Annotated in this window: 18 protein-coding genes; 14 read left to right on the forward strand and 4 right to left on the reverse strand. The window is 69.7% G+C overall.

What is annotated here, in order from left to right; translation table 11 throughout:
• The first annotated feature begins 161 nt into the window (after window positions 1-161).
• The 14 genes from tssI (at window position 162) to AACL56_RS05745 (ending at window position 19,402) form a co-directional block, all read left to right on the forward strand.
• Entirely contained in the window at window positions 162-6,008 is a 5,847-nt protein-coding gene (tssI, locus tag AACL56_RS05680; protein ID WP_339088854.1) for a type VI secretion system tip protein TssI/VgrG, read from the forward strand.
• Window positions 6,005-7,066, forward strand: a complete 1,062-nt coding sequence (locus AACL56_RS05685; protein WP_339088855.1) for a pentapeptide repeat-containing protein — start codon at window positions 6,005-6,007, stop codon at window positions 7,064-7,066. The genes tssI and AACL56_RS05685 overlap by 4 nt, the downstream gene beginning before the upstream one ends.
• A gap of 38 nt (window positions 7,067-7,104) precedes the next feature.
• Entirely contained in the window at window positions 7,105-7,755 is a 651-nt protein-coding gene (locus AACL56_RS05690) for a DUF3540 domain-containing protein (RefSeq protein ID WP_339088856.1), read from the forward strand.
• 19 nt (window positions 7,756-7,774) lie between these two features.
• Entirely contained in the window at window positions 7,775-8,170 is a 396-nt protein-coding gene (locus AACL56_RS05695; RefSeq protein ID WP_339088857.1) for a DUF4150 domain-containing protein, read from the forward strand.
• A gap of 69 nt (window positions 8,171-8,239) precedes the next feature.
• Entirely contained in the window at window positions 8,240-10,618 is a 2,379-nt protein-coding gene (locus AACL56_RS05700) for a type VI secretion system Vgr family protein (protein ID WP_339088858.1), read from the forward strand.
• Between the two features lie 25 nt (window positions 10,619-10,643).
• Entirely contained in the window at window positions 10,644-11,120 is a 477-nt protein-coding gene (locus tag AACL56_RS05705) for a DUF6484 domain-containing protein (protein WP_339088859.1), read from the forward strand.
• Window positions 11,121-11,136: 16 nt separating this feature from the next.
• Window positions 11,137-12,288: a DUF2169 family type VI secretion system accessory protein gene (locus AACL56_RS05710; RefSeq protein WP_339088860.1), complete on the forward strand. Its 1,152-nt coding sequence runs from the start codon at window positions 11,137-11,139 to the stop codon at window positions 12,286-12,288.
• A gap of 5 nt (window positions 12,289-12,293) precedes the next feature.
• Window positions 12,294-13,352: a hypothetical protein gene (locus AACL56_RS05715; RefSeq protein WP_339088861.1), complete on the forward strand. Its 1,059-nt coding sequence runs from the start codon at window positions 12,294-12,296 to the stop codon at window positions 13,350-13,352.
• Entirely contained in the window at window positions 13,342-14,388 is a 1,047-nt protein-coding gene (locus AACL56_RS05720; RefSeq protein WP_339088862.1) for a DUF4150 domain-containing protein, read from the forward strand. Before AACL56_RS05715 ends, AACL56_RS05720 begins: the two co-directional genes overlap by 11 nt.
• Window positions 14,389-14,423: 35 nt before the next feature.
• Window positions 14,424-15,278, forward strand: a complete 855-nt coding sequence (locus AACL56_RS05725; RefSeq protein ID WP_339088863.1) for a hypothetical protein — start codon at window positions 14,424-14,426, stop codon at window positions 15,276-15,278.
• A 31-nt stretch (window positions 15,279-15,309) separates the two neighbouring features.
• Complete coding sequence (locus tag AACL56_RS05730) at window positions 15,310-16,557, forward strand: TIGR02270 family protein (protein WP_339088864.1); 1,248 nt, start codon at window positions 15,310-15,312, stop codon at window positions 16,555-16,557.
• Window positions 16,558-16,569: 12 nt separating this feature from the next.
• Window positions 16,570-16,737, forward strand: a complete 168-nt coding sequence (locus AACL56_RS05735) for a hypothetical protein (protein ID WP_339088865.1) — start codon at window positions 16,570-16,572, stop codon at window positions 16,735-16,737.
• A gap of 89 nt (window positions 16,738-16,826) precedes the next feature.
• Window positions 16,827-18,554: a type VI secretion system-associated FHA domain protein TagH gene (gene tagH, locus AACL56_RS05740; protein WP_339088866.1), complete on the forward strand. Its 1,728-nt coding sequence runs from the start codon at window positions 16,827-16,829 to the stop codon at window positions 18,552-18,554.
• Window positions 18,555-18,607: 53 nt separating this feature from the next.
• Window positions 18,608-19,402, forward strand: a complete 795-nt coding sequence (locus tag AACL56_RS05745; RefSeq protein ID WP_339088867.1) for a PP2C family protein-serine/threonine phosphatase — start codon at window positions 18,608-18,610, stop codon at window positions 19,400-19,402.
• 54 nt (window positions 19,403-19,456) lie between these two features.
• Here the strand turns inward: AACL56_RS05745 and AACL56_RS05750 are convergent, their stop codons facing one another.
• The 4 genes from AACL56_RS05750 to AACL56_RS05765 form a co-directional block, all read right to left on the reverse strand.
• Window positions 19,457-20,455, reverse strand: coding sequence for a peptidoglycan-binding domain-containing protein (locus tag AACL56_RS05750; protein ID WP_339088868.1), 999 nt, complete (start codon window positions 20,453-20,455; stop codon window positions 19,457-19,459).
• Between the two features lie 2 nt (window positions 20,456-20,457).
• On the reverse strand, window positions 20,458-21,318 hold the full coding sequence (locus AACL56_RS05755; protein WP_339088869.1) for a hypothetical protein: 861 nt from the start codon (window positions 21,316-21,318) through the stop codon (window positions 20,458-20,460).
• Window positions 21,319-21,358: 40 nt separating this feature from the next.
• Entirely contained in the window at window positions 21,359-22,513 is a 1,155-nt protein-coding gene (locus AACL56_RS05760; protein WP_339088870.1) for a peptidoglycan-binding domain-containing protein, read from the reverse strand.
• 115 nt (window positions 22,514-22,628) lie between these two features.
• The gene (locus AACL56_RS05765) at window positions 22,629-23,102 is read right to left on the reverse strand and encodes an Hcp family type VI secretion system effector (protein ID WP_339088871.1); all 474 of its coding nucleotides are present in this window, start codon (window positions 23,100-23,102) and stop codon (window positions 22,629-22,631) included.
• Window positions 23,103-23,131 lie beyond the last annotated feature (29 nt).

Consider the following 23,131-nt stretch of genomic DNA (forward strand, 5'->3'; position numbering starts at 1 on the left):
CCCCAGGCTGCGCGCATTTCGTGTCGCTGCTCCTTCCCCCTTGCAGGGGGCAACACCTGCGGCCCGGCAAAGCCGGTTCCGCGGTGTTTCACGAACGGGTCGTGGCGATTGACGCTGCACTGACGCCTCACTGACGCCGCATCCACGCAAGAGACCAAGAAATGGCCGACAACGAGTTCCGCATCGAGAGCGATTCACCTGCCAAGGACGACCTGATGTTCTGGCGCATCGTGGGGCACGAGGCGCTGGCGCGTGCATCGGCCTACGAGCTGACGGTGCTGTCGAAGAACAGGGCGCTCGATGCGAAGGACATCCTCGGGCATGCGTTCGATGTGGTCATCGGCTTCGAGGACGCCGACGGCGGCAAGCACGAACGCCATTGCCAGGGCCACGCGGTGCGCTTCGTGCGCGCGGGCCACATGGGGCGGCACTACGAGTACCGGATCACGCTGCGCTCGTGGTTCTGGCTGCTCACCAAGCGCGCCAACTCGCGCATCCTGCAGGAGAAGAAGGTGCTCGAGGTGCTCGACGCGGTGTTCGAGGACAGCCCCATCAAGCGCTTCAAGAAGACCAGGGCCGACAACGTGATCGGCACCCACGATCCGCGCCGCTACTGCGTGCAGCACCAGGAAAGCGACTACGGCTTCCTGTCGCGCCTGCTGGAGGACGAGGGCATCTACTACTGGTTCGATGCGCACGACGCGCCCGGCACCATGCACCTGTCGGACGCCAGCGACATCGCGCACGAGAAGCTGCCCGCCGCCGACACGCTGCGCCACATGGCCACCAATGCGTCGGAGCCGCGCTTCAACGAGGTCTCGCGCTGGGTGAGCGCGCGCCAGTTCGACACCGGCAAGCATGCGTCGCGCGACAGCGACTTCAAGGCCATCAAGAAGAAGCTGGGGGCCGACATCGACGCGTCGGACAACCACGAGCTGGCCGGCCTCGAGATGTTCGAGTTTCCGGGCGGCTATTTCACCGGCGACGGGAGCGAGACGCGGGCCAAGCTGCGCGGCGACGAACTCAACGCCCGCCGCGACCGCCACTGGGCCGTGACGCCGTGGCCCGACGTGACTGCGGGGCGCAGCTTCAGGTTCGAGGGCGACCCCGACGGCACGCGCAACGGCGACTACGTGATCGCGGCCTGCACCTTCGTCGCCAGCCACCGCGGCTACGAAGGCGTGAGCGCCGGCGCGGCCGCGCAGCCGCTGCAGCAGGCGCTGGCCGAGGTGCTGCGCGACGACGCGGTGAACGCCGGCACGCTGCCGGTGCTCGAGGAACTCATCGCCGCCACGCCCGCGCTGGCCGCACCGCAGCCCGGCAGCACCGTCTTTCTGCTCACGGTGATGCCGGCGGAGCGGCTGTTCCGCGCGCCGCGCCTCACGCCGCGCGTCACCATGCCGGGGCCGCAGACCGCCATCGTGGTCGGTCCGAAGGGCGACGAGCTGCACGTGGACGACCACGGCCGCGTGAAGGTGCACTTCCACTGGGACCGCTACGACGAGAGCAACGAGAAGTCGACCTGCTGGGTGCGCGTGTCGCAGCCGTGGGGCGGCAAGGGCTGGGGCGGCTACTTCATTCCGCGCATCGGCCAGGAGGTGATCGTCGATTTTCTCAACGGCGACCCCGACCGGCCGGTCATCGTGGGCCGCGTGTACAACGACGACCAGCCCATTCCGTACAAGTCGCCCACGCAGAGCGGCTTCAAGACCCGCTCCACGCCCGGCGGCGGTCCTGCGAACTACAACGAGATCATGTTCGAGGACAAGAAGGGCGAGGAGAACATCAACATCCACGCCGAGCTCGACATGAGCCGCAGCGTGGAGCGCGACGACGGCACCACGGTGGACCGCGACCAGTCCGTGACGGTCAAGCGCGACCAGACCAACCACGTGGACCGCGACCGCAAGAGCACGGTGACGCGCAACGACACCAACATGGTGGTGGTCGACCAGAAGAACACCGTCAAGGGCAAGCAGAACAACCAGGTGGTGGGCAACCGCGACAGCTTCGTCGACAGCAACGATTCGCTCAAGGTGAAGGGCACCAGCACGCACGAGGTGGTGGGCGCGCGCAGCGACATCTCGCGCGCCGGCGAAACCCGCAGCGTGACCGGCAACCAGACCATCACGGTGAGCGGCAACCTGACCTACAAGGCCGCGAAGATGAGCTTCGAGGCCGCGCACATCGACTGGCTGGTGACCGGTGCGAGTTCCAAGTACATCACCGTGCCGACCGGCCCGCTGCACCTGATGGCCAACAAGATCAAGATGATGAGCAACACCGGCATCGAGATGATGGCGGTGGGCAACATCGACGCGACCTCGATCGGCTCGAACACCACGGTGCTGGGCCCCAACTCGAGCGGCTACATCGGCATCAACAGCGAGGCCAACCTGGGCATCGCGCGCAGCACCTTCATGGGGTTGAGCATCGACACCGCGCTGGCGCTGAGCATGCAGAACTTCGTGGGCGTCAACATCCAGAACACGGCCGGCCTGGTGCTCGACACGGTGGCGGCCATCCAGATCGAGCAGCACACCAGCAACGTGCGCCAGTCGTCGCTGGAGTGCTTCTCGCCCGGCGCGGGCAGCGCCTTCGTCGACATCAAGGCCACGATCGAGCAGTACGCCACGGCCGAGGAACAACTCAAGACGGCGGCCAAGGAAGCCGCGGCGGCCGGCCTGCCCGGCCTCGCCGGCCGCCTGGCCAGCCTGGCCGCCATCACAGGCATGCGCAAGAACCAGGGGATCATGGGCGCGGTGCCGGTGGTCGGCACCGGGCTGGAGGTGTTCCTGGAGGTGTTCAGCGGCGGCGACGCGACGGGCGCCGACGCGCTGTCGAAGGATGCATCGCGCAACGCCGACGGCACGCCGGCCGCGCCGCCGCCGGAAGAGGGCGAGATCGAGCCGACGCAGGCATGGCAGCCGCCGGCCGATGGAGGCAGCGGCGGTGCGGACGGCGGCGGTGCCGGTGCTTTGGGCGGCTCGGGCGATGCGTCGGGCGGGGCCGGCGGCGCGGGCGGCGCGGGCGGTGCGGGCGGCGCAGGTGACGGTTCGAGCGGCGCGGAAGGCGGCAGCGGAAGCAGCGGCGGCGGCGCGGGAGGTGCGGGGGTGGCTCGGGCGGCGGCGGCGGTGCCGGCGGCAGTTCGGGCGGCGGTGCCGGAGGCGCCGGTGGGGCGTCGGGCGCAGGCCCCGACGGCGGCGCGAGTTCCGCAGCCGGCGGCGGCGCGGGTGGCGCCGGTGGCTCCGAGCAGTCGCAATGGGGCGTTAGCGGTGGTGGCGGCGCAGGCGGTGTTTCTGGCGGCAGCTCCGGCGGTGGCTCGGGCGGCGGTGGTGGTGGTGCGGGTGGTGCGGGCGGTGCCGGTGGCGGCTCCGGCAGCAGCCTTTGACGGTCGCGGCATTCGCAGTCACGCCATGCAAGTCCTCAAACCCCAGGCGCTCGGCCTGTCCACCCGGCCGATCGAATTCCGCAAGCGCTTCGGCCTGAACGTCAGCGCGTACCTGCATCTGCCGTTCGCACAGGGCGAGCGCGGTTGCCTGTGGGCCGAACAGTCGATGTGGGGCTTTCTGTCGCAGGAGATGGCGCAGCCGCTGATCGACGAAGGCGTGGCCAAGCTCACGCCCGAATTCCTCGTGCACGGCAAGGCGTTCGCGCCGAAGGAACGGCCGTCGGCCTGTGCGGTGCGCGCGCGTTTCGGCGACCGCGAGAAGACGCTGCTGGTGTTCGGCGACCGCTACTGGGACGGCAGCCAGCCGAGCGCGCCGCAGGCTTTCGAATCCATGCCGCTGATCTGGCCGGCCGCCTACGGCGGCGCCGGCTTCGCGGCCAACCCGCAGGGCCGGGGCCGCGAGGCCAGCGCCGGCGTGACCTGGCTGCCCAACCTCGAGCTGCCGTCCGACCGGCTGCTGCGTCCCGACCAGGCCATTGCGCCCGCGGGCTTCGGCGCGCTCGACCCGATGCATCCGCAGCGCGCGCAGTACCGCGGCACCTACGATGCCGGCTACCTGCGCGAGCACGCGCCCGGCTTCGCGCCCGATACCGACTGGCGCTGCTTCAACCTCGCACCGCCCGACCAGTGGATGGGTGGCGCGCTCGCCGGCGACGAGGCGTTCTCGTTCGAGAACATGCACCCCGGCAAGCCGCTGCTCGAGGGCCGGCTGCCGGGCATGAAGGTGCGCGTGTTCGCCGGCTATCGCATGCCGGACGCCGAACCCAAGATCCGCGAGGTGCCGCTGCGGCTGACCACCGTGTGGTTCTTCCCTCATGCGGAGCGCTGCATCGCGATCTTCCAGGGGCTGGCCGAGGTCGGCACCGACGACGGCTCCGACGTGCTGAGCCTCATGGGCGCGGTCGAGCGGCTCGGCGAGCCGCGCGACGACCAGCACTACCTCGATGCCGCGGCGAAGCGCGGCGACCCGAAGATGGGGCCGGTCTACGCGCTCGTCGACAGCGACCTGCTGCCTGCGGGCGTCAGCACGCTCGATCCGGCGGTGGAGGCCGCCAAGGCGCCCTTCGCCACCGACAACCTGCAGGCGGACGGGCAGTACCGCCGCGCCAAGGCAGACGTCGCCATCGCGCGCGGCAAGGCCACGCAGGCCGGGCTCGATCCCGACGCGCTCGGCATCCGCATGCCGCCGCGCGAGAAGGTGCCCACCGGCGACGCGCTGCCGCCGTACCTCGAGAAGCAGATGGCGCAGGCGCAGGCGCAGCAGTGGGCCGCCGTCGAGGACGCCGTGGGCGCACTCGAGAAGGCACTGGCCCTGCCGGCCGGGAAGATGGACATCGCGAAGCTGCAGCACCGCGGCCCGCCGGTGTACCGCGCGGAGAAGCACCTGGCCGAGATGCGCGCGCTGGCGGCCTCGGGCACCCGGCCGATCGACCTCGCGCCGGTGCTGCCCAAGCTCTACCAGCTCGAGGATGCGCATCGCCAGGGCTACCTCGATACCGCGCACATGCAGCCGCGCGTCGACCCGATGCCGGCCGCCGAGGCCGCAACATTGCGCGCAGAAATGGCGCGCGCGGTGCCGGCCGGCATCCGCCTGTTCGCGCGCATCGACTTCACCGGCGCCGACCTGTCCGGCCTCGACCTGCGCGAGGTGAACTTCGAGGGTGCATGGCTCGAGGGCGTCGACTTCCGCAACGCCAACCTGTCGGGCGCCGACCTGTCGCGCGCGGTGCTCGCGCATGCGCGCTTCGACGGCGCCATCGCCATCGGCACGCGCCTGTGCAACGCCAACCTCGGCAAGGCGGTGCTGGCCGGCGCGGTGTTCGACGACGCCGATTTCTCGGGCGCGGTGCTCGCCGGCTGCAGCTTCGCCGGCACGCAGATGCGGCGCGCCGTGTTCGTGGGCGCGCAGTTGCTCGACACCACCTGGGGCCGCGCCGACTGGCAGGGCGCCAGGCTCGCGGGCCAGACCTTCCACAAGCGCGACCTGCGGGGCATGCGCTTTCCGGAAGCCGATCTGTCGGGCGCGACCTTCCTGGAGTGCGATCTCTCCGGCGTGGACCTGCACGGCGCCGTGCTCGAGAGCGCGACCTTCGTGGCCAGCGATCTCGATCGTGCCGACCTGAAGATGGCGCGCTGCGCGGGCGCGGTGGCGGTCAGCGGCACGCACATGGTGGAGGCCGACCTGAGCGGTGCCGACCTGCGCCGGTTCAACTTCGGCGCCGGCGACCTGCGCGGCGCCAGGCTGGTGCGCGCGCTGCTCGACGGCGCCAACGTCGGCGAGGCCCGGCTCGACGGCGCCGACCTGCGGCTGGCGAGCGCCAAGGGCGCGCTGATGCGCATGAGCAGCTGCGCCGGCGCGCTGATGTCCGGCGTGAACTTTGCCGACGCCGTGCTGCAGAAGGCCGACCTGCGCGGTGCCGACCTGCGGCGCAGCAACCTCTTCGGCGCCGACCTCGCGCGCGTGCGGCTCGACGGCGACACCCGCCTCGACGGGGCATTGCTCAAGCGTGCGCGCACCTGGCCGCGCCTGACCGCCGAACAGCAGGCCGCGCCATGAGTGCCATGACACCGAAGCTGCTGACCATCGCGGTGCGCATGGGCGAGACCCTGCACCGCCTCGACCTCGGCAAGGGCCGATACGCCGGTGCGGCGCTCGGCGGTGCCGTGTTCTCGCAGGTGCGCCTCGCCGAGGCCGATCTGCGCAATGCCGACCTGCGCGAGGTCGTGTTCGACCAGTGCGACCTGCGCGGCGCCATCGCCTCGGGCGCCAACCTGCGCAAGGCCGTGTTCCATCGCTGCCAGCTCGATCACGCGGACCTGAGGCAGGCCAACCTCCACGGCGCCGTGTTCGCCGAATGCGATGCGATGCATGTCCAGCTCGCCGATGCCGCCTTGGGCATGGCGGCCTTCAACAAGTGCCGGCTCGACCATGCCAACCTGCGCGGCGCCCAGCTCGATTCGGCGGTGCTCACGCAGTCGGTGCTTCTCGACGTGTGCGCCGACGGCACCAGCTGGCGCTACACCACCGTCAGCGAGTGCGATCTCTCGCACCTGACGTGGGCCGGCGCCCGCATGCAGCGCAGCGCCTTCTGCAAGACTTCGCTGAAGGGCATGTCGTTCGCGGGGCTCGCGCTCGACGGCTGCCAGTTCGCGTCGGCCGACCTGAGCGGCACCGACTTCAGCGGCATCGCGCTGCCGCAGTGCAACTTCCAGGGCGCGAAGCTCGACGGCGCGCGCTTCACGAAGGCCGTCGCGCCCGGGGCCATCTTCTGCGAGGCCACCGGCCAGGGCGTCGACTTCTCCGGAGCGGGCCTGCGGCAGGCGCTGTTCACGGGCGCCGTGCTGCCGCAGGCGGGCTTTGCCGGGTGCGACCTCTACCAGACGCACTTCGCCGGCGCCATGCTGCGCGGCGCGAACTTCACGGGCGCGGAGCTGACCTATGCCGACTTGCGCCATGCCGACCTGGGCATGGCCGACCTGCGCCGCGCCACGCTGGTGCGCACCGTGCTGCACGGCGCGAACACCGCGGACGCGCAGATGACCGATCGCACGCGCGCGATCGAGACCGATCCCGAACTGGCCGAGTCCGAGCGGTGGCAGCCGCTGGTGGCCTGAGCTTGCGGACACACGAACACAGACGACAGGAGCACGCCATGAACAACGAAACCTCGAAGCGGCCGGCCACCCGGCGCCGGCCCGCCGCGAAGGCCATCACCGGCGAATGGTGCGTGGGCATCCTCGGCACCGATGCCGTGGGCGCACAGGTCGTGGCCAGCGGCGGACTGCGGCTGCGCGCGCAACGCGCCGCGAGTTGCCTGCTCGAGCCCGCCGCCGGCGACAGCGTGGCCTGCCTGCGCATCGCGCCCGACGAGGTCTGGATCATGGCCGTGCTGCAGCGCGAGGAAGGCACGGCCAACATTGTGGGCTGCCCGGGCCAGATGCGCATCGCCGTGCCGGGCGGCGCGCTCGAGCTGGAGGCCGCGCGCGTCGGCGTGCGCTCGGACGAGCTCGACATCGCCGCGCAGAAGGCCCGCGTGGCGAGCGACACCGCCGACCTCGTCGGCCGCCAGCTCAGCGTGGTGGGCACCAGCCTCAAGCTCGTGGGCTCGATGCTGTCGTCGGTGATGGACCGCGTGCAGCACTTCAGCTCCAGCTACCTGCGCACCACCGACGGCATCGACCGCGTGGCCGCCACGCACGTCGAGGTCGAGGCCATGCAGCTCATGCGGCTCGAGGGCGAGCACACGCTGGTCAACGGCCGCGAGCTCGTCAAGGCGCGCGGTGCGCAGATCCATTTCGGCTGAACGGCGAACAGGAGGCAACATGTTCGCCAACTGCCAGCTGATGGGCACCGACATGGGCTTTCCCGATGTCTGCATCACGCCCGCCGCGCCGTCGCCGATCCCGGTGCCGTACCCCAACATCGCCATGGGACCGATGGCGATCCCCAACTGCCCCACGATCCTGATCATGGGCGGTCCCGTGCACAACCTCGGCACCACCATCCCCATGACCAACGGCGACAACGCCGGCGTGATGCTGGGCGTGGCCTCGGGCACGGTCATGGGGCCGAGCCGCCATCTCACCGGTGCGTTCACCGTGCTGTGGATGGGCATGCCCGCGTCGCGCCTGACCAGCGTGTCGCTGCAGAACAGCACCAACTGCCCCGGCGTGCGCACCGTGCCGAGCCAGCCGCTGGTGCTGTTGCTGGCGCCGTAGCGGCGCTTCGACTGTGCCGCGGCGGCGCCCGTGCGCCGCCGCACCGAAGAGCAAGGGAGAGAGCCATCCATGGCCGAACAGGAGTTCCGCATCGAAAGCGATTCGCCCGCCAGCGGCGACCTGATGTTCTGGCGCATCGTGGGACACGAGGCGCTGGCGCGCCCGTCGGCCTACGAGCTCACGGTGCTGTCGCAGAACAAGGCCATCGACGCGAAGGACATCCTGGGGCGGGCCTTCGACGTGGTCATCGGCTTCGAGGATGCCGACGGCGGCCGCCACGAGCGCCACTGCCAGGGCCATGCGGTGCGCTTCGTGCGCGCGGGCCACGTGGGCCGCTACTTCGAATACCGCTTCACGCTGCGCTCATGGCTGTGGCTGCTCTCCAAGCGCATCAATTCGCGCATCCTGCAGGACAAGCCCGTGCTCGAGGTGCTCGACGCGGTGTTCGAGGACAGCCCCATCAAGCGCTTCAAGAAGACGAAGGCCGACAACGTCATCGGCACCCACAAGCCGCGCCGCTACTGCGTGCAGTACCAGGAAAGCGACTACCGTTTCGTTTCGCGCTTGCTGGAAGACGAGGGCATCTACTGCTGGTTCGACGCGCACGACGCGCCCGGCACCATGCACCTGTCGGACGCCAGCGACATGGCGCACGAGAAGCTGCCCGCCGCCGGCACCCTGCGCTACGTTTCGGGCGATGCGGCCGAGGCGCGCTTCAACGAGGTCTCGCGCTGGGTGAGCGAGCGCCAGCTCGACACCGGCAAGTACGCCTCGACCGACAGCGACTTCAAGGCCATCAAGAAGAAGCTGGAGGCCGCGGGCGGCACGCCCGACGGGCACGAGCTGGCCGAATTCGAGGCCTTCGAGTTCGCGGGCGGCTACTTCAGTGGTGGCGACGCGGACGACAAGGGCAAGCTGCGCGGCGAGGAGATCGGCGCGCGGCGCCAGCGCCACTGGGCGCTCACGTCCTGGCCCGACGTCGCGGCCGGGCGCAGCTTCAGGTTCGAGAACGACCCCGACGGCACGCGCGACAGCGACTACGTGATCGCCGCCTGCACCTTCGTCGCCAGTCATCCCGGCTACGAGGGCGCCGACGCCGGGGAGGCGCGCGTGTCCGTGAGCGAGCTGCTGCGCGAGACGCTCGCGGACGACGCGGTGCTGGCCGACACGCTCGACGCCTTCGAGGCCGTGGTGGCGCGCACGCCGTCGCTGCAGTCGGGACTGCCGGGCGCCGGTGCCTTCCTGCTCACCGTGTTCCCCGTCGACATGCCGTTCCGGCCGCCGCGGCTCGCGCCGCGCGTGGTGATGCCGGGGCCGCAGTCGGCCATCGTCGTCGGGCCCAAGGGCGAGGAGATCCATGCCGACGACTTCGGCCGCGTGAAGGTGCACTTCCACTGGGACCGCTACGACAGGAGCGACGAGAAGTCGACCTGCTGGGTGCGCGTGTCGCAGCCATGGGCCGGCAAGGGCTGGGGCGGCTACTTCTGCCCGCGCATCGGCCAGGAGGTGATCGTCGACTTCCTCAACGGCGACCCCGACCGCCCGCTGGTCACCGGCCGCGTCTACAACGACGACCAGCCCATTCCGTTCGGCACCCACACGCAGAGCGGGTTTCGCACGCGCTCCACGCCCAAGGGCAGCGCGGCCAACTGCAACGAGCTGCGCTTCGAGGACAAGAAGGGTGCCGAGCAGGTGTACCTGCATGCCGAGAAGAACCAGGACATCGAGGTCGAGAACGACGAGACGCACTGGGTCGGCCACGACCGCACCAAGACCATCGACCACGACGAGACCGTGCACGTGAAGCACGACCGCGCCGAGACGGTCGACAACAACGAGACCATCACCGTGCACGGCCAGCGCACGGAAACCGTGGACCGGAATGAGACCATCACGGTCCACATGAACCGCACGGAGACGGTGGACCTCGACGAGACGATCTCCATCGGCCAGAACCGCACGATCACGGTGGGCGCGAGCGAGAGCGCGACGGTGGCGCTGCAGCGCACGCACACCGTGGGTATCAACGAGACCATCACCGTCGGCGCCGCGCAGGAGATCACCGTGGGCGCGATGCAGGCGGTGACGGTGGGCGCGAGCCAGACCATCAGCGTGGGCGCGAACCAGTCGAGCAGCATCGGGGCGAACCGGTCGGTGGACGTGGGAGCGAACCTGTCGACGACCGTCGGCAGCAGCGAATCGCGCAGCGTGGGCGAGGGACGCACGAGCAGCGTGGGCAAGGACGATTCGCTGTCGGTGGGAAAGAACCTCGTCATCACGGCGGGCGACTCGATCTCCATCACCACCGGCAGCGCGAGCATCACGATGAAGAAGGACGGAACCATCGTGATCAAGGGCAAGGACATCACGATCGATGCGTCGGGGAAGATTCACGCGAAGGCGAGCAGCGACATCGTGATGAAGGGTTCCAAGATTCTGCAGAACTGACCGATTGCATTCACGGAGGTGGGCGATGAGCGGAAGAGAAGCAGTCCATGAGCAACTGGCCGAGGCCGCGCCGCCGCTGCCTTCGGCGGTGATCGGCGAGCTGGTGGCGATCTGCGAGGGTGGGTGCACGCCGCTCGTGGTGTACCCGGGGCAGCCGGGAAGCACCGCATTGCGGGCGCGTACCGTCGTCGACCTGCACGGCCCTCACATCGGGCAACCAGTGTTGCTCGCCTTCGAGCAGGGGGATGCGAGCCGGCCCATCGTGACGGGCGTCATCCGTCAGGCCGTGGGTTGGCCTCTCTCGCCGACGCCGGCACAGGTCGAGGTGGACCCGGACGGCGAGCGCATGCTCGTCAGCGCGAGCCGGCAGCTGGTGCTGCGCTGCGGGGAGGCCAGCATCACGCTCACGCGCGCGGGCAAGGTGCTGATCCAGGGAACGCATGTGCTCAGCCGCTCTTCCGGCGTGAACCGGATCAAGGGCGCCTCCGTGCAGGTCAACTAGCCGTGCGGAACGAACGGTGAACCTGGTCAACACGACGCGGCTGGCCGCTGGCTACACCGCGGCCACCGACAAGCACGGCAGGGAGTCGCTGGTGGTGGTGGCCAAGGGTACGTACGGCATGCCTGCGCACGCCGGCGAGGCACCGGCGCTGCTGGACGCGCAGCTTCCCCTCGTGACGACGGACGTTTTCACCGGCGAGCCGGGCTCTTCGGCGCCGCTGCACGAGATCGACTTCGCTCCGTTCAAGCCGCGCTGCGATGTGCTGGTCAACGGCCGCTGCCATGCACCTGCAGGGATGCCCGCGACGCGCGTTCCTGTCGGGATTCGTGTCGGCGCGCTCGTCAAGAAATTCGAGGTGGTGGGTCCTCGCGTTTACGAAGGTGGCCCGCTCGGTGGAAGACCCGGCGCGCCGCGGCCGTTCACCGTGCTGCCGATCGGCTACGACCATGCCTATGGCGGCGTGGACCGCAGTGCTGGCGACGTGGCCGCGCACCGCTGGTATCCGATGAACCACGCCGGCGTGGGATACCACCCCGGCGCGTCGGGGCTGGCGCTGGACGGGCTTGCGTTGCCGCACACGCAGGAGCCCGGCAAGGAGGTGGTGAACGCCGACGGAAACTACATGCCCATGGCGTTCGGCCCGCTCGGGCGAGCCTGGCAGGCGCGTTTGCGCTGGGCGGGGACCTACGACCGGCAATGGCTGGACAACAGGTTTCCCTTCTTGCCCGAGGATTTCGATCCCCGCTATTTCCAGAGCGCTCCGGAGGACCAGCAAATGGACTATCCGCGCGGCGGGGAAGAGGTGGTGCTGATGAACCTGACGCCCGAAGGCCGCACGGCGTTCAGGCTGCCCGCGGATCTCGGTCTGCCGGTGCTGTTCGTTTCGCGCACGGGCGAGGTGACCGAGGTGGCCGGCGTGGTCGACACCTTCTGCATCGAGCCGGAGGAGGCCCGCTTCACGCTGGCGTGGCGCGCCAGCGTCCCGCTGCGGCGGAACGTGCGCGAGATCGCACAGGTCATCCTGGGCCGGCATGCGCAGCAACTGGAGCGCGACCGTGCGCGCGCCCTGCGCATGCGCGGCAAGCAGCACTTCGACTCGCTGGCGGACGTCGTCGCATGGTCGCGCGCGCGGCGCCGTGCGCGGGTGCCGCAGGACGACAGGGTGTAGAGGCGATGTTCATCGGCGCCGTCGCCATGGTCTGCCCGGTCGGGCTGGACGCTGCGAGCGCTTGCGCAGCCAAGCGCGCAGGGATATCGGCCTTCGGCAACCTGCCCTACCGCGACAACGCCGGCGAGCCGGTGGTCGGAGCCATCGTGCCGGGGTTGGACTGGACGCTGCCTCGTGCCTCGCGACTGGGCCGGATGCTGGCGCGATGCGTGGCCGGCCTCGCCGCCGAGCGGCCCGACCTGGCCTGGGAGCGCGTGCCGATCCTGGTGTGCCTCGCCGAGCCCGACAGGCCTGGAGGAAGCGCCGACCTCGCTCCCGTGATCGTCGAGCACCTGCAGGAGGTGCTCGGCATGCGGTTCGATGCCGGAGCCTCCGGTGTGTTCGCTTCGGGCCACGTCGCGGGGTTCCAGGCGCTGCGCGAGGCGCGCCGCCTTGTGCATCAGGGCCTGGCCCCTGCGTGCGTGGTGTGCGGTGCCGATTCGATGCTCAATGCCGCCACGCTGCTCTGGCTCGACCGGCACTACCGGCTCAAGACACCGGCCAACCGTGACGGAGCGATTCCCGGCGAAGCTGCGGCGGCGGTGCTGGTCGAGACGGCGCCGGCGGGCGATGCGGCCGTGGAGGTGGCCGGGCTCGGCTTTGGCCTCGAGGACGCGCCGCTCCTGTCCGAGGCGCCGCTGCTCGGGCGCGGATTGACAGCAGCCGTGCGTTCGGCGCTCGGCGAAGCGTCGCTCGGATTGCACGAGATCGACCTGCGCCTGTCCGACGTCACCGGGGAGCTGTACGGTTTCAAGGAACTGCCTCTCATGGAGGGGCGTCTCATGCGGGTCGTGCGCAAGCAGGCGCAGCCTCTCTGGCACTGGGCCGAGGCCATCGGCGATACCGGCGCCGCATCGGGCATCGCGCAACTGGTGCTCGCGCACCAGGCGTGCCGCAAGCGCTACGCGCCGGGCGACACGGCCCTGTGCCTCTGCAGTTCGCTGGCAGGCGAGCGCGCCGCTGCCGTGTTGCGCAACCTGTTGCCGCCATCGGCCGGTCATGGAGCGCACGGCCATGGGCTGTGAGGTCTACGCCAACGGCGACGAGATCGCCTGCAAGGCCGGCGACGGCAAGGTCATCGCTGCCTTTCCCGACGTGTGCCTGACGCCGCCGCCTCCGCCGGCGGGACCGCTTCCGGTGCCCTACCCGGATACGTCCTTTTCGAAGGACATGAAGGAGGGCAGCAAGACGGTGCAGATCAAGGGCGAGGAGGTGATGCTCAAGGACGCGTCGTACTACAAGACGTCGCCCCTGGGCGATGAGGCCGCCACCAACGGCCAGGGCGCGGGCGTCGTCACGCACGTGATCACCGGCAAGACCTACTTCGTCGCCTGGTCGATGGACGTCCAGTTCGAGGGGCAGAACGTCGACAGGCACACGGACCTGACGACGTCCAACCATGCCAGCCCGATGGCCAATGCGCAGGTGCCGATGCTCAACGCGGCGTTCATGGCGCCTCCGGACGAGGAGCCGGAAGACGACAAATGCGCGTGTTGCGGCAAGCGGCACGAAGGGCAGAAGGGCGGTGTGCAGGTCAGCGAAGACAAGTGGTACGGGCTGGACGAGGGCCCCGAGATCGACCGCGCGAGCCGGCGGCTGCACAACCATCCGCCGCATCCCGCCAACCGGAGGGAAGTGAAGAAGTGGGAAGACGACCTGGCCGCGCTGGCGGACAGAGGCGACAAGCTCAAGCAGCGCAAGGAGGCCGTGCAGCGTGCGCGCGACCTGGATTGCAAGAGCCTTCCGCAGGCCCCGTGCAACGTGTACTTCGTTTTTCCGCAGACCGCCGCCGACACTGCGAAGGGCGTCAACACCGCTTCCAAGCGATCCAAGCAGATCGAGTCCGCATGGGACGCCCACCGCGCAAAATACAAGCGGCGCAGGCCGCAACTCGCATCCGGCGAGAAGATCAACCATCGCACGCCCAAGGCTGCCGGCGGCTGCCCCACCGGACCCCGGAACCTCGTGCCCGACAGCCGGCTGAGCGACGAGTGCAAGAAGGTCGACGAAGAACTGACCGTGGCGCAGGGCGATGCCGCCTCGCGGTGGCAGAACCGGTGAACCGATGCCTGGGCCGGCAGCAAGCAAAGGACCGCATGAATCACGAAACTCCATCATTCCTTCTCGACGGCGGCGCGCTCGAGTGGGACGCCATGGGCTACCGGTTCGCCGAGCCGCCGGGCGTGGACCTGCTGGCCGCTTCGACGCTGGCGGACGGCAACCCCTGGATCGTTTTTGCGGCGGCGCTCGAACGCGCGAAGCAAGGCCGCTTCGACGGACTTCCGGTGCTCCTGCGTGCGATGCGGTCCTTCAAGGACGATGTGTTCTGGCGCTATTGCGCGGAACTCGTGGGCGATGCGGGCTCATCGGTTCTTCTGAAGGTCTTCGTGCGGGACTTTCGGGACGAACTGCTCGATGCCGGGGAGCCCGCCTACCAGGTCGAGCTCGCACACGCCTTCCAGCAGTCGATGCGGCTCTGGACGGTTCCCCTGACCCTGAAGATGTACCTCGACTCCGGCAAGCGCGAGCAGACGGGCGTGCTGAGCGTCTTCCTTTCGCGCCTGATGGAGCCGGAGCTGGGGCCGATCGGCGTTGCCGCGCTGCCGGACGCCGAGTACCGCGAACTCGTCATGGCGAAGTACGAGGAACTGAAGGTCGCCCACGGCTCGGACGAGGCCGCCGTGCTGCACGGAGAGGCCTTCAGCGTGAGGGCACTGGCGCGGCACCTGCATGCGGGGCTGTCGGCACCTGAGATCGACGAGGACGAGATCATGTTCGAAAGGCATCTGTTCGAAGCGGCCACCGGCATCGACTGCAGCGCCTTCTTCGACGACGGCGACTTGCAGCCCCTGAACGCGATGGCCATCGTCGAAGAGTTCCTGGAGGACAAGACCGACGGTCTGTATGCGCAAGCCGTGCGGTGCTTCTGGGGTCGCGGGCTCCCGGACTGATGACGGCGAGGTCCGCATGTCCCATGTACGCATGCCCATTGCCGACGTGGTGTTCAGGCACACGGAGGAAGCCGCGATGCTGCGCAACACCCGCTCGTTCGTGGTGCGCGCCCCGCACGTCGCGCTGCGCCACCTTGCCCGCCAGGACGAGCGGCTGGCAGCACACCTCGACGGCATGGCAGAGGCGGGGGACTTCGCGGCGCGGGCCGCCGGTGCGGCGCTGGAGCGGGCAGGTGTCGGGGAGGCATTCGCGGCCACGGTCCATGCCATCGGCAACCGGGATGCTGCGGCACTCGAGCGGCTGCTTTCGCTCGCCGAAGCCCTGCCCGACGCGGCACGCGGCGTCATCTCGGCCTTCGGCTGGGTGGATGCATCGAGCCTTCGCGGCATCACTTCGCGGTTGCTCGAGTCGCCGACGCCGTTCCGGCGCGAGGTGGGGCTGGCGTCGTGCGCGATGCACCGCGTCGACGGCAGCACCGCCGCCGCCGATGCGCTGGGCGATGCCGATCCCGGACTGCGCTCGCGTGCCCTGTGCGTGATCGCACAGCAGGGGCGGACCGGCTTGCTCGCCCGGTGCACCGGCGCCATGGCAGACGCAGATCCGGCCTGCGCATGGCATGCGGCGCGCGCGGCGGTGCTGCTCGGCGATCGCCATGGCGCCGTGGCGGCGCTCCACGATGCTGCTTCGGCGCACGGAGACTTGCGTGCGCGCAGCCTGGACCTGGTTCTCAAGCTGTGCGAACCCGGCGAGACCCATGAGCACCTGAAAGCGCTATCGCAGGAACCGGACGCCATGCGCATGCTGGTACGTGGCGTGGGCACGGCCGGCGATCCTCATTACGTGCCTTGGCTTCTCCAGCAGATGGAGGTCCCGGCGCTGGCGCGTCTGGCTGGCGAGTCGCTCAGCCTCATCACCGGCATCGACCTGTCCGACGCCGGATTGGAGCGCAAGCCGCCCGAAGATGCGGAGCCGGGGCCGAGCGAAGATCCGGGCGACGAAGACGTGAGCACCGACGAAGACGACGGTCTGCCGTGGCCCGACCCGCAGCGCGTGAGTGCGTGGTGGTCCGCCAATGCCGATCGATGGCAGCCCGGCGCCCGGTACTTCATGGGAAGTCCGCCTGCGGTCGAGCGCTGCATCGAAGTGCTCCGGGCCGGCTTCCAGCGGCAACGCGGGGCCGCCGCCGAACATCTCTGCCTGCTGCGTCCCGGCACATGGCTGTTCCCGACACGCGCGCCGGCGTGGCGGCAGCAGCGCTGGCTCGATGGTGCGCACTGACGGATGCACGGCATGGCTGCCAGGTACGTCCTCTCCGCGCTGGCCGCCGTCTTCCTGCTCGCCGCCGCGCGGCGCTGGACGCGCAACGCCCGCCGCATCGACTCCGCCACCCGCATCTGGCTCCTCGTCGCCTTCATCTTCACCGCCGTCGCCGCCTGGCTGCAATGGCATACCTCTTAAGGCGAGATTGCCAACATGTCCCACGGAATGAATACTCCCTGCGAGTTTGTTCGGGCGCATTCAGGCACAGAGCCTTCGGGGGCCGTTTCATGATCCATATCGCTGTCATCACCCGGCAAGGCGCTCCGGCGGGGCAGTCCATCGCCGCGGACTTCGGGCCCAACGGCGGCACCATCGGCCGCGCCGACACCAACACGCTGGTGCTCGACGATCCCGACCGCACGGTGTCGCGCGTGCACGCGCAGGTGCTGTGCCGCGACGGGCAGTACTTCGTCATCGACCGCGGCAGCAATCCGATGCAGTGCAACGGCGTGTCGCTCGGCTCCGGCAAGGAAGCCGCGCTGGGCGATGGCGCGCGGCTGGTCATCGGCAGCTTCGAACTCACGGTGCGCGCAAAGGCCGCAGGCGCACCGGCTTCTGGGGCCGCTGCGGCTGGTTCCGTGCCGATCATTCCGAACACGGTGCTGGGCACGCCGGGTGCGGCCGCCGCCGCGCCGTCGAGCGACGATCCCTTCGCCGACCTGCTGGCGGGGCTCGCGCCGCCTGCTGCACCGTCCATGGCGCCTGCGCGGTCGCCCGCCGCGGCGCCGGCCGATCCGCTGCTGTTCCCCGACCCGATGCAGAGCGGCTCGCGCAACGCGCAGGCCGCCAGCATCGACCCGTTCGCGAACCTGCTCGGGCCCACGCCTTCGCCGGCGGCCGCTTCGCCTGCCGGCGGGCTTGGCGCGCTCGACGACTTCTCCGACCTCGGTGCGCCCGCGCACGGCAAGGCGACAGGCATCGACGAGCTGTTCGGCGGCATGAACAGCGGCACGGGTGGCGGCATCGGCGGCGATCCGCTGGCGCTGTCGCCGCTCGCCGACCCGCTGCTGCAGCCCAACACCGCCTCGGACACCGATCCGCTGGCCGCGCTGCAGCGCGCCGCGCCCGCCACACCCACGCCGCGCGCGGACCACCTGCCGATCGACCAGTTCGGCTTCACGCCGCCGAAGGCCGTCGCGCCGCCCGTGCCGGCGCCTGCATCCGCACCGGCGAACCCACCGGCACACGCACCGGCACACGCACCGGCACCCGGCAACTTCGACGACATGACGGGCCAGCCGATCCGCATCAGCGGGCCCGAGGTATCGGGACGCGCCATCGACCCGCCACCGCCGCCCGTCCACGTGCCACCGCTCGCACCGGCTCCCGCGCCGCGCGCCGCACCGGCCGAGCGCACAGCGACCGACGACGAGCTGCTGGCCGCATTCCTGCGCGGGCTCGCCAGCACGCACCAGCCGCCCGAGATGCTCACGCCCGGCCTGATGGAGCGTGTCGGCGCGATGCTGCGCAGCGCCACCGAAGGCACGCTGCAACTGCTGCTCACGCGCCAGGAGTTCAAGCGCGAGGTGCGTGCAGAGGTCACGATGATCGCGGCGCAGGCCAACAACCCGCTGAAGTTCTCGCCCACGGTCGAGGTGGCGCTCGCGCACCTGCTGGGGCCGGGCGTGCGCGGCTTCATGCCGCCCGAGGCCGCGATGCGCGACGCCTTCAACGACCTGCGCGCCCACCAGTTCGGCGTGATGGTCGGCATGCGCGCGGCGCTGGCCCACGTCATCGCGCGCTTCGAGCCGGGTGAACTCGAGAAGAAGATCAGCGCGAAGACGGCGCTCGACTCGCTGTTCACCGCCAACCGCAAGGCCAAGCTGTGGGACCAGTTCGTGTCGCTGTACGGCGGCATCGCGAGCGAGGCGGAGGACGACTTCCACAGCCTCTTCGGCAAGGCCTTCCTCGAGGCCTACGAGGAGCAGATGGCGCGCCTGAAGTCCGACGCCTGACCCTCCACGAGAACGACAACGGCAGCAGCAGAAGCACACGCGAGGCACACCGCTTGGAAATCGAAATCGTCACGCTCTCCCGGCAGGGCGGCCGCAACTACAACGAGGACGTCCACGGCCACTGGTACGACGAGCGCTACGTCGCCTGCCTGGTGGCCGACGGCGCTGGCGGGCATGGCGGGGGCGACGTGGCCGCGGCCACCGCGCGCAGCAGCATGCTCGGCGGCTTCTCGGCCGCGCCGGGGCTGGACGAGCCCACGCTGCGGCGGCTGGTGGAGCAGGCCAACCTCGACGTGGTGGCGCGCCAGGCCGAAGGCGGAAAGCTCGCGGGCATGCGCTCGACCGTCGTCTTCGCGGCCATCGATCTCGAGAGCCAGGCCCTGGCCTGGGTGCACAGCGGCGACAGCCGCGCCTACCTGTTCCGCGGCGGCGCGATCGTGGCGCGCACCACCGACCACAGCCTGGTGCAGCAGATGGTGGCCGGCGGCATGCTCGACGAGGAGGGTGCGCGGCTGCATCCGCAGCGCAACATGCTGCTGTCGGCGCTCGGCTCGATCGAGGAAGCGCCGGACATCGCGGTGTCCGACCGCATGCGCCTGCTGCCCGGCGACGTGCTGCTGCTGTGCAGCGACGGCGTGTGGGAGCCGCTGGGCGACGAGCGGCTGATCGACACGCTGCACGCCTCGCGCACGCCGAGCCAGTGGACCGAACTGATCGACGCGCAGGTCAAGGCCAACGCCAAGCCCGGCCACGACAACTACACCGCGCTCACGCTCTGGGTGATCGACGAGGACGCCGATGCCACCCGGCTGATGGAGCCCATCGCCGAGCCGCCGCCGGCCACCTGAGCCCGAAGCCGCGGCGCCCGGCGCCCGGCACGCGAGGGCGCGTGCACGCGGGCGTCAGGAGCTCACCAGCAGATGCGCGTTCAGATCGAACGGAATGCCGGCCGCATCGAAGGCGTGCTGCGCGTAGCAGTCGGCGTTGTGGGTGCGCTGCCAGGGCAGCAGCTTCTGGTATTTGCCGTCCTTGCGGTGTGCGTAGCCGTAGTCGGTGATGCTGTTCTGCGTTTCCGCCACCGGACCGACGTAGTGCGCCGTCTCGTGGATCAGCACGTACGAGAACGCATCGCTGTCGAGGTTCTGCATGCGGGCGCACAGGTAGATGCTGCCGCGGGGAATCCCGTTCCACTCGCGGTTGCGCTGCGAGAGGTCGTAGCCGCCGGCGAAGGTGAAGGCATAGGCGCCTTCGTTGCTGGTGAGCGGCTCGTCCGTCGCCAGCACCAGACCGCGCGGCACGTAGCCCAGCGCCGTCTGCATGTTGAGGTAGATGCTGTCCACGAAACCCAGCGCGGTGCTCCAGCCGCTGGCGCCCGGAAACTTGTCGATCTGGAAGTGCCGGGTGGCCTTCTCCCAGTCGGACTTGCCGATGCCCCAGGTGTTGGGCTTGCCGGTCTTGAAGTAGCGCGCCCGGTCGACCGACATGCGCGCCAGGTTGATGATGTGCATCGCGCGTGCGCGGTGCTTCTGCATCTCGGCGGGCAGGTCGGGATAGGTTCCGGCGGCGGCGCACAGCGCCTTGTCGGTGCGCTTGCCCGGATCGACCACGCCGTCGGCGCCTTCGACGCCGAAGTGCTTCTTCTGGAAACCGGTGACACCCTTCAGCGTCAGCGGCCCGAACTTTCCGTCCGGCACCAGCGCGGGGCTGGGGCCGCCCTCGAGCGGCGTGAAGCGGTTGAGCGCGTCCTGCACCTTGCGCACGTCGGCCGGCATGTTGCGGCAGCGCGCCGCGGACCCGACCGGGGCGCCCAGTCCGAGCACGGTGCCGCCGGCGCTGCCGAGCTTCTCGAACTTCCTGCAGCCGTCGATGCCGCAGAAGGCCGTCATGCCTGTGTCGCTCATGGTCAGATCCTTTCTGCGGTGAGTGCACCGCCGCGGTTGGAGCTGCCGGTCAGCGCACTGCCGGAGCCCTTGAACGATTCGACCGTGCCGACGTTCGAGGTCAACGGCGTCCAGCTGATCTTCATGTCGCCGGCGTTGCCGAAGGTGCAGCTGCCGCCGTTCTGCCGGTTGCTCATGGGCGTGGTCTGCGACACGGGACGCGTGTAGGTCCAGCTCGCCCCGCTGGTGTCGTCGATCAGGTAGTAGTAGGTCTGTCCTTCCTGCTGCACCTTCCACCAGCCGCGGGCCCACGCGGGCGTGGGCTTCTTCGGCGCGCTCACGGGCATGCTGGCAAACATGGTGTCGACGATGCCGTCGACCTCGGCGTCCGTCGCCGTCTTCAGGAAGATCTTGAGCGCCGCCTCGAAGCCCACCAGCTGCGACGAGGGCGGCTGCCTGTACGGGTTGACGGCATAGGTGGCGCCGGTGTTCTTCATGCTGAAGTTCACCCAGTCGATGTGGATGTGGTCCTCGTGGCGCGTGTCGGCGGTGTATTTGCCGGCCTCCAGCTTGCGCCCGCCGTAGCCGGTGCCGTCGGCGCCGCGCACCCAGAAGTGCACGGGTGCGTTGGTGGTCGCGTTGCGCACGGTGAAGATGAACGCCGACCACTGCATGGCCTCGAAGTTCTTGACCAGGCCGGCCATGATGCGTCTGCCGATGCGCGCATCGGCGTCCTTCTTGTAGTTCAGCATGATGTCCAGCGCGATGCCGGAGGTGTGCCGCGTGCCGGGCTGGATGTTGTTGCCCGCATCGAGCTTGACGCCCGGGAACTCGTCCTTCAGCACGGTCATCAGCGTGGCGATGGCGGGCGAGATGTCGGCCATGGTGGGTTCTCCTTGTCCTTGCGGAAACTGTGGCGGGCGCTCAGGGCGCCGCGCCCTTGCGGCTGTTGTGCACCGGTTCCCACACGTAGTCCCAGGGCACGGTGTTGCCGCTGCAGGTGCACGAGCACTCGCACTTCGGGCGGTTCGGCGGTGCCGATGCCGGTGTGGCGCGCGGGCCGCCGTTGAAGGTGGCCTCGGTCCAGGCCACGGGCAGCGCTGCGGCCTCCGGGTCGTGGCCGAAGCGCTTGTAGGCGCGGATCAGCATCACCGCCCAGCTCAGCGAGTACACCGCGCGCACCACGGGGTTGAAGCGCAGCCGCAGGTCGCTGCCCGCGAAGTCGCTGCACAGCCGCACCATGACGCCGAAGGTGCCGTAGTTGACGGTGCCGTTGAGCCAGCACTTGCCCGCGACCTGCACGGTGTTCGAGCAGACGTCGGGGCTCTCGTGCAGCGGGTCGAAGGGGTTCGCCTGATCGGCGCCGGGAAGCGTGTCCGAGGACGGCGTGGCGCACGGCCCTTTCAGCGCCGGGTCGTACACCGGCGGCGAGCGCAGCCAGGCCGATGCGCCCTGGAACAGCGGCAGCGTGTCCCAGCCGTTGATGTCGGCGAACATCTGCGCCTTCTGCTTGAGCGAATCCAGGTCGAGCGGGATGCCGCCTTCGAACGGGTTGTCGGGCATCTGCACCGGAATCAGGATGGTGTTGCAGGCCTTGACCTTCTGGTCGCGGTTCAGTGCGCGGAAGTCGCTCTGGATCTTCATCCAGGTGGCGGCGACCTGGTCGGTCACGTCGGGCCCGCAGACGAACTTCACCGCGGCCGGCGCCGGCTGCGGCGCGGGCGATTTCAGGTGCTCGTCCATCTGGGTGATGGTGCCGCGGCCCACGATGGTGTCCAGCGGCTGCCCCGGGCGCACGATGCCGAAGTGCGCCTTGTACTTGCCCACCGCCTTCTCGGTGGAGGGGCCGAAGGTGCCGCGCGCGTCGGTGATCTCTTCGAGGCCGATGCCGGGCATGCGCTTGCGGATGGCCTCGAGCGCCTCCTGGATCGCCTTGACATGATCGCCTCCGGTGCGGGGGCGGATGTTGTGCGCGTCCGATGCCAGGCACAGGCTCAGGCGCTGCTGCACGGCGGCCGGCTGCTGGCTCGTGAGCTCGGGCGACTCCAGGCGCGTCTTGATGGGGGGTGTCGTAGCCATTTCAACCTCGGCGGCCTGGGCGGCCTCGTCACCGGACAACGGGACCACCGCGCAGGTGCCCGAAGGAGAGGAAGCGCACCGCCGGGGCTGGTGCCGCCGGCGATGCCTTGCGCGCTCAGCGCGTCTCGGTGGTGCGCGTGTCCCAGCCGAACTTGATGTCGCCGCCCATCGTGCCGTCGGCCTTCTGCGGCTTGTAGGCGAACTCGATGTCGCCGTACGAGACGGCCACGCTCTCGTGCACTTCGCCGCCCTGCGCCGCGCTCACGTTGAAGTCGGCGATGCGCACTTCCTTGAAGGTGACGGTCATGAAGGTCTGCTGGCCTTCGCCCGACTTGGCCATCACGAGCGTGGCCTTGTCGAAGTGCTTGCCGTTGGCGCAGGCCTTGGCGAGCGTGGGCGAGGCACTGTCGAACTTCTTGGTCAGGGTGACCATGCCGGGCGAGCCCTTGCCGACCGACGAGCCGCCGCCGACCGTGCAGGTGGCGTTGTGCACGTTCCAGCTCCAGCTCATGAGCTCGATCTCTTCCTTGTGGTCCTTGTGCACGGCTTCGCCCTTGACGCCGTCGATCTTGAAATGGCAGTCGATCATGTTCTTTCTCCTGAGTGGCCTTGCGATGC

The sequence above is a fragment of the Variovorax paradoxus genome (assembly GCF_902712855.1).
GTDB classification, from domain to species: domain Bacteria; phylum Pseudomonadota; class Gammaproteobacteria; order Burkholderiales; family Burkholderiaceae_C; genus Variovorax; species Variovorax paradoxus_Q.

Excerpts from the sequence above, each read along its gene's own strand:
- AACL56_RS05700 (WP_339088858.1), top strand. The coding sequence starts at position 8,240 with ATGGCCGAACAGGAGTTCCGCATCGAAAGCGATTCGCCCGCCAGCGGC.
- AACL56_RS05695 (WP_339088857.1), top strand. The coding sequence starts at position 7,775 with ATGTTCGCCAACTGCCAGCTGATGGGCACCGACATGGGCTTTCCCGAT.
- tssI (WP_339088854.1), top strand. The coding sequence starts at position 162 with ATGGCCGACAACGAGTTCCGCATCGAGAGCGATTCACCTGCCAAGGAC.
- AACL56_RS05715 (WP_339088861.1), top strand. The coding sequence starts at position 12,294 with ATGTTCATCGGCGCCGTCGCCATGGTCTGCCCGGTCGGGCTGGACGCT.
- tagH (WP_339088866.1), top strand. The coding sequence starts at position 16,827 with ATGATCCATATCGCTGTCATCACCCGGCAAGGCGCTCCGGCGGGGCAG.
- AACL56_RS05685 (WP_339088855.1), top strand. The coding sequence starts at position 6,005 with ATGAGTGCCATGACACCGAAGCTGCTGACCATCGCGGTGCGCATGGGC.
- AACL56_RS05735 (WP_339088865.1), top strand. The coding sequence starts at position 16,570 with ATGGCTGCCAGGTACGTCCTCTCCGCGCTGGCCGCCGTCTTCCTGCTC.
- AACL56_RS05690 (WP_339088856.1), top strand. The coding sequence starts at position 7,105 with ATGAACAACGAAACCTCGAAGCGGCCGGCCACCCGGCGCCGGCCCGCC.
- AACL56_RS05765 (WP_339088871.1), bottom strand. The coding sequence starts at position 23,102 with ATGATCGACTGCCATTTCAAGATCGACGGCGTCAAGGGCGAAGCCGTG.
- AACL56_RS05730 (WP_339088864.1), top strand. The coding sequence starts at position 15,310 with ATGCCCATTGCCGACGTGGTGTTCAGGCACACGGAGGAAGCCGCGATG.
- AACL56_RS05755 (WP_339088869.1), bottom strand. The coding sequence starts at position 21,318 with ATGGCCGACATCTCGCCCGCCATCGCCACGCTGATGACCGTGCTGAAG.
- AACL56_RS05705 (WP_339088859.1), top strand. The coding sequence starts at position 10,644 with ATGAGCGGAAGAGAAGCAGTCCATGAGCAACTGGCCGAGGCCGCGCCG.
- AACL56_RS05750 (WP_339088868.1), bottom strand. The coding sequence starts at position 20,455 with ATGAGCGACACAGGCATGACGGCCTTCTGCGGCATCGACGGCTGCAGG.
- AACL56_RS05760 (WP_339088870.1), bottom strand. The coding sequence starts at position 22,513 with ATGGCTACGACACCCCCCATCAAGACGCGCCTGGAGTCGCCCGAGCTC.
- AACL56_RS05720 (WP_339088862.1), top strand. The coding sequence starts at position 13,342 with ATGGGCTGTGAGGTCTACGCCAACGGCGACGAGATCGCCTGCAAGGCC.
- AACL56_RS05725 (WP_339088863.1), top strand. The coding sequence starts at position 14,424 with ATGAATCACGAAACTCCATCATTCCTTCTCGACGGCGGCGCGCTCGAG.